Below are 13,433 nucleotides of genomic sequence, written 5' to 3' on the forward strand. Positions count from 1 at the left end.
AGTGAAGGCAATGTCTTTGAATTTGTCAGCCACAAAAGCAACATCTATTAAGCTGTTTAATTTTACAGTTCCAGCGATGCGGGCCTTCCACATGAGTTGGCTCGCTTTTTTTGCTTGCTTTTTTGCGTGGTTTGCCTGTGCGCCTCTCATGCCTGTCATTGCAGGTGAGTTCCATTTAACAAAAGACCAAATTGCTAACATTAGTATTGCGGCTGTTGCTGTCACGATTGTCGTACGTTTGATTGTCGGGCCTTTGTGTGACAAATATGGCCCACGTAAAGCATACATCACGCTTTTACTTGTTGGCAGTATCCCAGTCATTGGGATCACTGCTGTTAGAAGTTATGAATCTTTTCTCTTTTTCCGCTTTTTGATTGGTGCCATTGGCGCAAGCTTTGTCATCACTCAATATCACACCAGCGTCATGTTTGCTCCAAATGTAGTGGGCACAGCCAATGCAACCGCCGTAGGTTGGGGTAATGCCGGCGGTGGTACAACACAAGCCGTCATGCCTTTGATTCTCTCTGCAATTGTGATGTTTGGCGTTGAGCAATCTATGGGCTGGCGTATTGCACTTTTAATGCCCGGCATAATGATGCTTGTGGTGGCATTTATGTACTGGAAATTTACCCAAGACTGTCCACAAGGCAACTTTGATGAGCTACGCGCTCAAGGCATTGCAACCGATAGTGGTAAAAAAGGCGGCTGGGCTGTAATGAAACAAGCAGCTGGCAATTACCGTGTCTGGATTTTATTTGGTACATACGGCGCATGTTTTGGTGTTGAGATTTTTATGCACAACATCTTGGCCATGTACTACGTCGAAAAATTTCACTTTGGCTTAAAAGAGGCAGGCTTAACTGCCGGAATTTTAGGACTACTTGCCATCTTTGCTCGCTCTTTGGGAGGTTTTCTCTCTGACAAAGTAGCAATCAAAAAAGGTTTGGATGGCCGTACAAAACTACTCTTTGTCATGATTTTAGGCGAAGGGCTATTCCTGATTTTATTTTCACAAATGAATGTCGCGCACTTGGCCATCATGAGCATGGTGGTCTTTGCACTCTTCATCAACATGGCATGCGGTGCGACCTATGCCATGGTTCCATTTATCGACCGTGAAGCACTGGGTGGTGTGTCTGGCATTATCGGTGCCGGAGGCAATGCTGGGGCGGTCGTTGCAGGTTTTTTATTAAAAGGTATGACAGATATTCAATCTTGCCTGATGGCATTAGGTGGATTTGTCATTGTCGCTGGATGCTTCGTGATGTTGATTCGCTTCTCGGTAGAGCACAAGGCAAAAGAACAACGTCTATTTGAGCAAGCTATTTTAGAACGCAATAACGCAGCTTAAAAGCAACGTGATTTGAGGAGAAACACTATGAAATTGGTAATGATTGGTCATGGTATGGTGGGCCACAAATTCATCGAAGCCATTTTAGAAAAAGCAGATGATGAACTGGAAATCACGATTCTCGCGGAAGAGCCTCGTATCGCGTATGACCGCGTACATTTGACAGAATATTTTTCGGGGAAATCGGCAAAAGATTTATCTTTAGCTCGTTTTGACTTTGCCGATGCGCATGGTATTGACTTACGTTTAAACACTAAAGCAACGGCAATTGATACAGCAGCGCAAACAGTTACAACCAACCATGGCGATGTGATTAGCTATGACAAATTGGTGTTGGCAACGGGTTCTTATGCATTTGTCCCCCCAATTCCAGGTAACGACCGTGAAAACTGTTTTGTTTACCGTACGATTGAAGACTTAGACGCGATTCGTGCAGCAAGTCTTAATGCAAAAACAGGTGTAGTTATTGGTGGTGGTTTACTGGGGCTTGAGGCAGCCAAAGCGTTGCGTGATTTAGATCTAGAAACTCATGTTGTTGAGTTTGCACCACGTTTAATGGCAGTTCAAATTGATGACTTGGGCGGTAAAGTTTTACGCCGCAAAATCGAAGATCTTGGTGTAAAAGTTCATACACAAAAAGCGACTCAGTCTATTGAATCGGGCAACAGCACTACGCATGTAATGAAATTTGCAGATGGTAGTGAGCTTGAAGCCGATGTCATTTTATTCTCTGCGGGGATCCGTCCACGTGATGAGCTTGCACGCAACAGTGGACTCGCGATTGGTGAGCGTGGCGGTATCGTCATTAATGATTACTGCCAAACTTCAGATACCAATATTTATGCCATTGGTGAATGTGCACTTTGGCAAAACAAAATTTATGGTTTGGTTGCTCCGGGCTATGACATGGCACGTATTGCAGCAAAACACATTTTAGATGAAGAGTGTCATTGCTTCGCTGGTGCAGACATGAGCACTAAGTTGAAGTTGATGGGTGTGGACGTTGCCTCTGTAGGTGATGCGCATGCCATGACGCCGGGTGCATTAAGCTATTTCTATGCAGATGAGCATGCACTGGTTTATAAAAAGATTGTTGTAAATGCCGACAAAACCAAATTGCTTGGTGCAGTTTTGGTGGGTGATGCCAAAGAATATAACGACCTTTTACAAATGATGTTAAACGGTCTGGCTTTACCGGAAGTTCCTGAAAGCTTGATTATGCCGGGCTTTGAGCAATCAGCAGGTAAGTCGGGTGGTAGTGGTGTAGATTTGCTGCCTGACAGCGCAACAATCTGTTCATGTAACAACGTCTCAAAAGCGGATATCTGCCAAGCAATTAGCGATGGTTCGACCTCTTTAGGTGCATTAAAGAAATGCACCAAAGCAGCAACAGCATGTGGTGGTTGTGCGCCATTAGTGACTCAAGTATTGAAATCTGAGTTACAACGTCAAGGTGTGACTGTAAATAACCATATTTGCGAACACTTCCCGTACTCGCGCCAAGAGTTGTATCACTTGGTTCGTGTTAATGAAATCAAAACTTTCGATGATTTGATTCATCAACATGGTCATGGTTTAGGGTGTGACATTTGTAAACCAGCTGCGGCAAACATTTTGGCCTCTTGCTGGAATGATTTCGTACTTGAGCCAAGTCACGCAGGCTTACAAGACAGTAACGACTATTACTTGGGTAACATCCAAAAAGATGGTTCTTACTCGGTTGTGCCGCGTATGGCAGGCGGTGAAGTGACTCCAGATGGTTTAATTGCCATTGGTCAAATCGCGAAAAAATATAACCTGTACACCAAAATTACTGGCGGTCAACGTGTTGACATGTTCGGTGCGCAAGTTCACGAGCTTCCATTCATTTGGGAAGAGTTAAATGCTGCTGGTTTCGAGTCTGGTCATGCTTACGGTAAATCATTGCGTACCGTGAAATCATGTGTGGGAAGTACTTGGTGCCGTTACGGTGTAGACAACTCGGTTGGTTTAGCGATCGAACTTGAAAACCGCTACAAAGGTTTACGTTCACCACATAAATTAAAAATGGCTGTGTCTGGCTGTACACGTGAATGTGCGGAAGCACAAGGTAAAGACGTCGGTATTATCGCGACTGAAAAAGGTTGGAACCTTTATGTATGTGGTAACGGTGGTATGAAACCACGTCATGCAGAATTAATCGCCTCTGACCTCGATAAAGCAACGCTCATCCGTTATATCGACCGTTTCTATATGTTCTACATCCAAACCGCAGACCGTTTACAACGTACCAGCGTATGGCGCGACAACATGGAAGGTGGCTTAGATTACCTTAAATCTGTAGTTGTAGATGACTCTCTTGGTTTGGCTGCCGAGCTTGAGCGTCGTATGGAACACATTATTGGCACATATCAAGACGAATGGCGTACTGCGGTAGAAAATCCTGAAGTACGTAAACGCTTCCAGACCTATATCAATGCAGATGCAAGTGAACAGGCCGATCCACACATTCAATTTACGACTGAACGTGGTCAGATCCGTCCATTAACTGATGCTGAACGTTCAGAAGACCGCATTCCAATGGTTGAAGCATAACAAGGAGAATCTCTATGAATATTGTACAAGACAAAAATATGCTTCCTGATGATCAATGGATTGATGTATGTGCGCTCGATGATTTAACCCCAAATACTGGCGCAGGTGCGCTAGTGGGCGGTCAAGCGGTTGCAATCTTTCGCGTGGGGCATGAAAAACGTGTTTACGTGTTAAGCAATAAAGATCCGTTTAGCCAAGCCAACGTCATGAGCCGCGGCATTATTGGCGATTTGCAAGGTGAACGGGTCATTGCATCGCCAATCTATAAACAACACTTTAGTTTGGCAACAGGTCGTTGTTTAGAAGATAAAGATCAAAAACTTTCAGTTTATCCGAGCAAAATTGTTGATGGTCGTGTTTTGATCAATCCTGTGCCGCAAAAAACTTATATTACCAATACAGGTGTGTCTCAAGACAAACTTAAACTGGTGTTGATTGGTAATGGTTTAGCAGGAATGCGTTGCCTAGAAGATTTACTGGATATGGCACCAGACCGTTATGAAGTCACGGTAATTGGTGAAGAACCTTGGGGAAACTATAACCGCATTATGCTATCTCCGGTTTTATCAGGTGAAAAAACCATTGAAGACATTATGCTCCATCCACCGAAGTGGTATGACGATAAAGGCATCAAATTTATTGCAGGTGACAAGGCTGTAAAAATTGATCGTCCACGTAAAGTGGTTTACACCGAAAAAGGACAAACTGTTGATTATGACCGTTTGATCTTGGCGACAGGTTCGGCTCCGTTTATTCCGCCAGTTCAAGGTGTTGACTTAAAAGGCGTGTTAACTTTCCGTGATATTTATGACGTTAATACCATGATTGAATACTGCGATTCAAAAACCAATGCAGTGGTGATTGGCGGTGGTTTACTTGGTTTAGAAGCAGCGTACGGTTTAAAACAACGCGGTATGAATGTGACTGTGCTGCATTTAATGGACCGCATTATGGAACGTCAACTCGACAGCCGTGCGAGTCAGTTACTGCGTCATAGCATTGAGCAAAAAGGTATTCACATTATTACCGAAGCGAATACTGAAGCGTTAATTGGTGATGAAGATGGTCATGTGAAGCAAATCCGTTTGAAAGATGGCACGGTTTTAGAAGCCGATCTTGTGGTATTTGCAGTCGGTATTCGACCAAATATTAGCTTGGCACAAAGTGCTGGTTTACGTTGTAACCGCGGTGTGTTGGTGAATGACACCATGCAAACGTTTGACCCAAGTATTTATGCGGTGGGTGAATGTATTGAACACCGCGGACAAACTTTTGGTTTGGTTGAACCATTATGGGGTCAAGCATTTATCTGCGCGACACATTTAGCAGAGCACGGCAGCTTAACTTTTAAAGCACCAACCGTACCGACTCAGTTAAAGGTGAGCGGTGTCGATGTATTCTCGGCGGGTAACTTTGAGCCGAAAGATGATTATGAAGACATTATTTTGAATGATGAAAAACGTCACATCTACAAACGCATTATTATTCAAAGTGATAGAGTAATTGGTGCAGTTTTATTTGGCGATACTGAAGATGGTATGTGGTATGCAGAGTTAATTGCAGATCAAACCCCAGTCTCATCATTTAGAAATAAACTGCTATTTGGTCGAGATTTTGCATTAAAAAATGCAGGCTAAATAGGGAAAGGAGCAGTTATGAATAGTATTCCAAGCGTTGAAATCGATAGCTCCGACCATGTTGCAACAACTATAACCAAAACAACATGTCCATATTGTGGGGTGGGTTGTGGTGTTAGCGTAAACGTCCAGCAAAAACCTCAAGGACCTCTGGTACAAGTTGAGGGGGATGCTGAGCATCCTTCCAACTTTGGACGCTTATGTATTAAAGGTAGCCGCTTGGCGGATACTTTGGGGTTAGAAACACGTGTTCTACAACCGATGATGGGACGAAAAGCCGATCGGGTAGTAACGACATGGGATGCGGCAATCAATAAAATTGCCGATAAATTCCAATCTTGTATCGACCAATATGGCCGTGACAGCATTGCATTTTATGTTTCAGGTCAGCTTTTGACTGAAGACTATTATGTAGTAAATAAGTTTGTAAAAGGCTATTTGGGCACAGCAAATATCGACACCAACTCGCGCCTTTGCATGTCATCTGCGGTTGCTGGGCATAAACGCAGCTTTGGTGAAGATATTGTCCCTGCAAGCTATGAAGACTTTGAACATGCCGACATGGTGGTTTTAGTCGGTTCTAATACCGCATGGTGTCATCCTGTACTTTATCAGCGGATCATGCAGGCTAAGAACCAAAATCCGGATATGTTTGTGGTGGTAATTGACCCACGTTTTACCAGTACTTGTGAACAAGCGGATCTACATTTACCGATTTTGCCGGGTCAAGATGTCGCATTGTTTAATGGCTTATTTCAATATTTATATGAAAATGGTCATGCTGATCAGGCCTTTGTAGATGCTTATACCGAAGGTCTGCACGATGTTTTGGCAAGTAGTCAGCCAGAAACTGATATCGAATATGTGGCAAAACGTAGTGGTATTTCTTTAGACAAATTGCAGCATTTCTTTGAGAAATTCGCTCAAACTGAAAAAGTCATTACCTTATTTTCAATGGGTGTGAATCAATCAAGTCAGGGTGTAAATAAAGCCAACAGTATTATTAACTGTCATTTATTGACTGGAAAAATTGGTAAGCTCGGCGCTGCGCCATTTTCAATGACAGGTCAGCCCAATGCGATGGGTGGGCGTGAAGTTGGTGGTTTAGCCAATATGTTGGCTGCACATATGGATTTAGATAACCCACTACATCAAAAAGTTGTTCAAACTTTCTGGGACAGTCCATTTATTGCAACTCAAGCGGGTTTAAAAGCAGTGGATTTGTTCCGTGCCGTTGAGGCTGGAAAAATTAAAGCCATCTGGATTATGGCAACCAATCCAGTAGTGAGCCTGCCAGATGCCGATCAAGTGAAACGTGCTTTAGAGAAGTGTGAGTTAGTCGTCGTGTCAGATATCTGTGCAGATACGGATACTACGGCTTATGCCGATGTTTTGCTTCCAGCTTTAGGTTGGGGTGAAAAAGACGGAACTGTGACGAACTCTGAGCGTCGTATTTCACGTCAGCGTGCTTTTTTACCTGCGCCAGGTGAAGCAAAAGCGGATTGGTGGTCTGTTAGCCAAGTCGCGAAAAAATTAGGCTTTAAAGGTTTTGACTTTGCGAGTGCCAGTGACATCTTTAATGAACATGCAGCGTTATCTGCACAAGACAATGCAGATATCGAAGCTCGTGAACAAAGTAATAATTTTCGTTATTTCAACTTAAAAGGCTTAATGAATCTGAGCGCTGCTGAGTACAATGCGCTGCAACCCATTCAATGGCCAGTGTGGAATAAAAACCAAGACGCTAAAGCCGTTCAACAACTATTTGCCAAGGGTCAGTTTAGTCATAAAAACACTAAGGCGAAATTGATTCCAACTCTTGCAATTGATCCAGTTCATGCGATTTCAGAAGATTATCCACTTATTTTAAACACTGGACGTATTCGAGACCAATGGCACACCATGACGCGTACAGGTTTGTCAGCAAATTTGACCAGTCACCGTGCCGAACCATTTTGCGAGATTCATCCGAGTGATGCCTTGAAGTTTGGTGTGCGTGATCAAGGCTTGGTCGAAGTCCGTTCAAAATGGGGCAGTTGTGTACTACGTGTAACATTCTCGTCGGGAGTACGTCGCGGCCAAATTTTTGCCCCAATTCATTGGACTGAACAAGTTGCATCCGATGCTCGTATTGGTAAAGTCGTTAACCCCGAAGTCGATGCTATTTCAGGCGAACCTGAGTTCAAACATACACCTGTCACGATTCAACCGTTTTATACCACTTGGCAGGGTGTACTGTATGTACGTGATGGGTTTGATCAACACATCCAAACCTCATTGCATACTTGTGCGTGGTGGACTAAGGTCAAAATGGTGAAAACCAACCGTTATGAACTTGCAGACCGTCAAACTTTTCATGACACTCAAAAGAACCTGAAAAGCTTTTTACCGTTTGCCGATGAAACTTTTGAATGGTTGAGTATTGAAGATATTTCTTCACAACTCAGTCATAGCATCATTTTGAAAGATGGTGTGGTGATTGCAAGTTTATATATCGCCCCACCAGATTTATTGCCGGATCGTGATTGGGTCGCAAGTTTATTTAAACGTGAACGTTTAAGTGCGTTACATCGAAAAGCGTTACTGGCTGGTATGCCAATGTCTGCTACAAATAATGACGGACCTTTAGTCTGTAGTTGTTTTAAAGTAGGTAAGAACAAAATTATAGACGCAATCAAAACTCAAAATATTACTCATGAAAAGCAAGTGACAGCTTGTTTAAAAGCAGGTGGTAACTGTGGTTCATGTTTACCTGAAATCCGTGGCTTGATTAAAGCTTGCCAACAGGAGGTGGAAGTGTGAATAAGGGGTATCCCGTAACTGATTTGGTCATTCTGGCGGGTGGACAAGCCCGCCGTATGAATGGTTTAAATAAGTTGTTACAGCAATTTGATGGTGAAACTCAACTCACTAAAATTCATCAGAAACTAAGATCATCAGTGTCTGAAATTTGGGTGAATAGCCATCGCGATTATTCAATTTATCAAAGTATTGTGCCGGACATTCAATGTTATCAAGATGATGCAGCAGGTTTTTTCGGTCCGCTGATGGGAATGAAAAGTGCATGGTCAAATGTAAGCGCAGACTATGTTTTATTTATCCCTTGTGATGTGACCTATATACCTACCCAAGTCGTTGCTAAATTACACGGTGCACTTCGGAAAAATAAACAGGCTCAGGCAGCTTATGTTTCAATTAATGGAGATGCCTTATACCCATTTTGCTTATTAAAACGTGAAAGTTTAAATGCCATAACAGAGCAAATTGAAAAGCAGCGGTTAAGTTTGAAAGAGTGCTTTAAGCTTTTACATGCTCAAGTGGCTATATTTCAAAAACAGAATCTTTTTTTTCATAGCATCAACTCATTGGATGAGCTTCAGCAATACAAACAAATCAAAGCATTTAAAGAAATTTTTACAGCAAATTAACTTCGTATATGAGTGATTTAAAACTTACATTGGTCAAGTGAAATACGTTTTTAATCTTTGTACTGTTGACTATTTATTATTTAAGTTCTATTTTGGAACTTGGTATTTATTCCAATCAAATGTATAAAAATAAAGGGAGTCAAAGGGCATGATTGAAGCGCTGAAGCAAAATAAAACAGATGTGACCGCATGTATTTTGTGTTCTAGAAACTGCGGTTTAAGCGTAGAAATTAAAGATAACCAGTTTGTCAAAATTAAAGGTGATCCCGAACATCCATTTTCTCAAGGCTACATTTGCCAAAAAGCTGCTAGGTTACAGCACTACCAGCAACACGCAGATCGTTTGACCGCACCTTTAAAACGCCAGCCAGATGGCTCATTTAAAGAAGTGAGTTGGGATGTTGCAATTCAAGAAATTGCTAATCGATTAGTGCAGATTAGAGATAAGTTTGGTGGAACTGCTTTTGCTTCTGTTGGTGGTGGCGGTCAAGGCAATCATCTGGGTGCCGCATATGGTCGCCAACTTTTGCTGGCCATGAAAAGTTATTATGCTTACAACTCTCTTGCACAAGAAAAAACGGGTGATTTCTGGCTCAATGGGCGGTTATTCGGGAGTCAGGCTTGCCATACCACAGAAGATGTTGAGTATGCCGATTATGTTCTTTTTATTGGGACAAATCCTTTTCAGGCCCATGGCATTCCCAACGCACGCGACACGCTAAAACATATTAAGAAAGATCCGAATCGGACCATGGTAGTGTTTGACCCACGTGTTACCGAGACAGCCAAACAAGCAGATATTCATGTGCAGCTAAAACCTGGAACAGATGCTTTTTTAATGTCAGCAATGATTGCAATCATTATTAAAGAAAACCTTTATGATGCAGCATTCATTGAGCAGCACACACAAGGTTTTGAAGAAGTAAAAAAAGCATTTAGTCGTGTGCCGATTGAAGACTATATTGCCAAAGCAGATGTTCCAGTCGACTTGATTTACCAAGTGGTTCGAGATTTTGCAAAGGCAAAAAGAGGATGTGTGCGTATTGATTTAGGTATTCAACATACTTTAAATACCACATTAAACGGATATTTAGAAAAACTACTGTACTTAGTGACTGGAAACTTTGGAAAGCAAGGCACCAATAATTTGCATACCATGTTTATTCCAATCTTAAGCGACACAGATGAAAGAAAGCCAAAATATCGACGTAGCGTTTACCATAAAATGTTCCCGATCTCAGGGTTTTTTCCACCTAACATTTTACCCGATGAAATCTTAAAAGCAGGGGAAAAGCGAATTCGCGCAGTTTTTGTAGATAGCTGTAACCCGTTATTAACTTATCCAGATACACCTGCTTTTGAGGAAGCCTTTCAAGCATTAGATTTGTTGGTTGTGGTCGATGTCGCCATGACAGAAACTGCTAGACTTGCTGACTATATTTTGCCTGCACACACTCAGTTTGAAAAATGGGAATTTACGGGCTTTAATCTTGAGTTTCCTAAGAATGGCTTTCACCTAAGACATCCAGTATTGACCGCTCAAGCGAATACTTTGCCAGAGGCAGAAATTTATACACGATTACTTGAAGCTATGCAGGTGATTCCAAAACGCTTTCCGCTTTTAGAAAAAATTGCTGCGGTTGACTCGAAAAAAACAGCCTATTTACCTTATCTATCCGCTTTAGGTTTAACTTTTGCCCGACATAAAAAATATATTCCTTTTGCCGCTTCAATTCTCTATCGCACTTTAGGAAAACGGTTAGAAAACTCAGCTGGTTCAGTTGCTTTTTTACTCCCACTGTCAATTCAATATGCTGTGTTACACACCAAAGCGGTACGCCGTGCAGGTTATAAAGGTAATCCTTTAACTTTAGGCGTCCGTTTATTCGATCAAATTTTAAAGCAACGTTCAGGTGTGGTGTTGTCACAACATGAATATGATGAAGTCTGGAAACTAGTGGCTTATAAGGATAAGAAAATACGTCTTGCTATTCCAGAGATGTTAAACGAGCTTGCAAATTTAAAAAATCATCAGGTTAATGTAGAAGAATTTCCCTTCATACTTTTATCAGGTGAGCGACGTAGTTATAACGCCAATCAAATTTACCGTGATCCAGCCTGGCGAAAAGTAGATGCTGAAGGAGCCTTACGGATTCATCCTGAAGATGCAAAACAACTAAATATAGATGTAGGAGGTCAGCTTAAATGTATTTCACAACATGGAGAAATTAAGGTTACTGTAGATTTTGATGAGGGAATGCGAAAAGGTGTGGTGTCACTTCCACATGGTTATGGCATGCGTTTTCAAGGTGGAGAGCCAATTGGACCACAATTAAATCGACTAATTTCCGGTGAACATTGTGATCCATTATCTAAAACGCCGTACCATAAATATGTACCCATCCGTTTAGAAAAGTGCTAGAAATAAAGTAGGGCAATATAACAAGTTGAGGCCGCGCTGATTGTGCAAGACTTTTTAAATCTGAGCTAAAACAGTAGGCCAATATTTTAATTAAAACCCGAAGAGTTATGGATGATAAATAGAATTGGAACAAATTTTGCATAAACATCAGAGCACTATAGAGGCGCAATTTTCTACTTTAATTGCCCAGAAAAGGTGCCAGCAATATTTGAACTGTTCTCGACATGAGTGCAAAAGATGAAACAATATCACTCTGAAAATACGCCATCTGTTCTGCAAGACCAATATGGGCGTATCAAGCGAAAGTTACGAATTTCAGTAACCGATCGCTGTAATTTTAAGTGTGTATATTGCATGCCGGAACATCCTGAATGGCTGAATAAACAAGATTTGCTTAGTTTTGAGGCGCTTTTTCAGTTTTGCAGTTTTATGGTGCAACATGGTGTTGAAAGCATCCGTATTACGGGTGGAGAGCCATTAATGCGTCAAGGCATTGTGCATTTCGTTCGCGATTTACAAGCTTTAAAAGTATTAGGCTTAAAACGCATTTCAATGACCACCAACGGACATTATCTGGCTAAATACGCTCAGCAGTTAAAAGATGCTGGTTTAGATGACTTAAATATTAGTTTAGATAGTCTTGATTCGATTCAATTTAAAGAACTCACCAAGAAAAAATTAGAACCAGTTCTTGAAGGTATTCAAGCTGCAAAAGATGCAGGACTACCCTTTAAAATTAACTGTGTGTTAATGAAAAATAAAAATGACGATCAAATCCTACCTATGGTGAGATGGTCGATTGCTAACCAGATTCCACTACGTTTTATTGAATTCATGCCTCTTGATGGCGATGCACTTTGGTCAAATAAAGATGTGGTGAGTGAAGCTGAAATTTTACAGGCGTTGCAACCGCATTATTCAGTACAAGTTATCGAGCAACAACATGAGCCAGCTCGCCAATATTTGCTGAACAATCATTATGCTCTAGGCATCATTTCTACCATTACTCATTCATTTTGCCACCAATGTGACCGCATTCGACTAACGGCGCAAGGTGAGCTATATAACTGTCTCTTTGCCCCGCAGGGTTTAAATATTAAGCCACAGCTTCAAGCACTATTACGCGCACAGAACTCAACCGATCATATGTTGCATAGTCAGCAGTTAAAAGAGAGAGTTATGCCGTATATCTGGAATAAAGCTAAGGGCTTTCATGCTTTACAACATCAACAAACCCGTAAAATCAGTATGCATATGCTTGGGGGATAAATGCAGCAATCTATCCAAATTAAAATCGAATCATTTGGTGCAATTGAAAAATTGCTTCCACAAAATCTTTCGATCGTTTGTCCTACCAATATTTTAGTGAAAGATGTCTTAGATCAAATTGTGACTTTACATCCGGAATGTACACAGGCCATGGAAAAATGTGCATGTGCGATAGAGGATAACGTTATAACCAGACAATCTGCCTTAAGTGAGCCGTGTACTTTGGTTTTATTATCACCAGTTGCAGGAGGGTAAGTCATGCGAGATTTTGCACGTATACAAGAGCAGGCTTTAAGCCTTGATACCTTTGATCCTATTGAATCATTTCCTGAATGCGGTGGAATTGATATTTTTATGGGTACGGTTCGTAATCATCATGAAGGTAAAGCTGTTAAAGCATTGAAATATACCTCGTATAAACCGCTTTCTGAAAAAATGATACGTGAAATTGAACTGGAAATTGAGAAAAAGTATCAGGTATCTTATGTGCGAGTGGTTCATCGGATTGGATATTTAGATGTTGGTGAAACAGCCATTATTGCAATTGCTTATGCAGCCCATCGCCGTGAAGCTTTTCAAGCATGTGAGGAAGCAGTTGAGCGAGTAAAGCATGAAGTACCTGTATTTAAAGAAGAGTTCTTTACAGATGGTACAAGTCACTATGTAGAAGGCTGCTGTATTCGTAAGGATGCACCGCACGACCACAAACATCATCATGCTGGCCATGAACACTCACACTGAAATAAGCAAGA

General features: G+C 41.6%; 9 protein-coding genes. All 9 read left to right on the forward strand.

All coding sequences use genetic code 11. The annotated features are described in order from the left end of the window. The first annotated feature begins 10 nt into the window (after positions 1 to 10). The 9 genes from SOI81_RS06710 to moaE all read left to right on the forward strand — a co-directional run bounded on the left by SOI81_RS06710 (position 11) and on the right by moaE (position 13,422). The gene (locus SOI81_RS06710; RefSeq protein ID WP_239967891.1) at positions 11 to 1,351 is read left to right on the forward strand and encodes an MFS transporter; all 1,341 of its coding nucleotides are present in this window, start codon (positions 11 to 13) and stop codon (positions 1,349 to 1,351) included. Positions 1,352 to 1,378: 27 nt separating this feature from the next. Then, positions 1,379 to 3,925 (forward strand): nitrite reductase large subunit NirB, encoded by a 2,547-nt coding sequence (gene nirB / locus SOI81_RS06715; protein ID WP_320541429.1) that lies wholly within the window; start codon positions 1,379 to 1,381, stop codon positions 3,923 to 3,925. 14 nt (positions 3,926 to 3,939) lie between these two features. Then, positions 3,940 to 5,562 carry a nitrite reductase small subunit NirD gene (nirD, locus tag SOI81_RS06720; RefSeq protein WP_224991243.1) on the forward strand — a complete coding sequence of 541 codons (1,623 nt, stop codon included), beginning with the start codon at positions 3,940 to 3,942 and terminating at the stop codon, positions 5,560 to 5,562. A gap of 18 nt (positions 5,563 to 5,580) precedes the next feature. Next, positions 5,581 to 8,364: a molybdopterin-dependent oxidoreductase gene (gene nasA / locus SOI81_RS06725; protein WP_320541430.1), complete on the forward strand. Its 2,784-nt coding sequence runs from the start codon at positions 5,581 to 5,583 to the stop codon at positions 8,362 to 8,364. Next, positions 8,361 to 8,990, forward strand: coding sequence for a molybdenum cofactor guanylyltransferase (mobA, locus tag SOI81_RS06730; protein WP_262456531.1), 630 nt, complete (start codon positions 8,361 to 8,363; stop codon positions 8,988 to 8,990). Before nasA ends, mobA begins: the two co-directional genes overlap by 4 nt. Positions 8,991 to 9,138: 148 nt before the next feature. Beyond that, on the forward strand, positions 9,139 to 11,412 hold the full coding sequence (fdhA, locus tag SOI81_RS06735) for a molybdopterin-dependent oxidoreductase (RefSeq protein ID WP_320541431.1): 2,274 nt from the start codon (positions 9,139 to 9,141) through the stop codon (positions 11,410 to 11,412). A 228-nt stretch (positions 11,413 to 11,640) separates the two neighbouring features. Continuing rightward, positions 11,641 to 12,681: a GTP 3',8-cyclase MoaA gene (gene moaA / locus SOI81_RS06740; protein WP_320541432.1), complete on the forward strand. Its 1,041-nt coding sequence runs from the start codon at positions 11,641 to 11,643 to the stop codon at positions 12,679 to 12,681. Next, positions 12,682 to 12,936, forward strand: coding sequence for a MoaD/ThiS family protein (locus tag SOI81_RS06745; RefSeq protein ID WP_031962498.1), 255 nt, complete (start codon positions 12,682 to 12,684; stop codon positions 12,934 to 12,936). A gap of 3 nt (positions 12,937 to 12,939) precedes the next feature. Continuing rightward, complete coding sequence (gene moaE, locus SOI81_RS06750) at positions 12,940 to 13,422, forward strand: molybdenum cofactor biosynthesis protein MoaE (protein ID WP_262456535.1); 483 nt, start codon at positions 12,940 to 12,942, stop codon at positions 13,420 to 13,422. Positions 13,423 to 13,433: the final 11 nt, after the last annotated feature.

Origin of the sequence: Acinetobacter pittii (genome assembly GCF_034067285.1) — a bacterium.
GTDB lineage: Bacteria > Pseudomonadota > Gammaproteobacteria > Pseudomonadales > Moraxellaceae > Acinetobacter > Acinetobacter pittii_E.

Bases quoted from the DNA above. Each gene is read 5' to 3' on its own strand.
- SOI81_RS06710 (WP_239967891.1), top strand. From the start codon at position 11: ATGTCTTTGAATTTGTCAGCCACAAAAGCAACATCTATTAAGCTGTTT.
- nirB (WP_320541429.1), top strand. From the start codon at position 1,379: ATGAAATTGGTAATGATTGGTCATGGTATGGTGGGCCACAAATTCATC.
- nirD (WP_224991243.1), top strand. From the start codon at position 3,940: ATGAATATTGTACAAGACAAAAATATGCTTCCTGATGATCAATGGATT.
- nasA (WP_320541430.1), top strand. From the start codon at position 5,581: ATGAATAGTATTCCAAGCGTTGAAATCGATAGCTCCGACCATGTTGCA.
- fdhA (WP_320541431.1), top strand. From the start codon at position 9,139: ATGATTGAAGCGCTGAAGCAAAATAAAACAGATGTGACCGCATGTATT.
- SOI81_RS06745 (WP_031962498.1), top strand. From the start codon at position 12,682: ATGCAGCAATCTATCCAAATTAAAATCGAATCATTTGGTGCAATTGAA.
- moaE (WP_262456535.1), top strand. From the start codon at position 12,940: ATGCGAGATTTTGCACGTATACAAGAGCAGGCTTTAAGCCTTGATACC.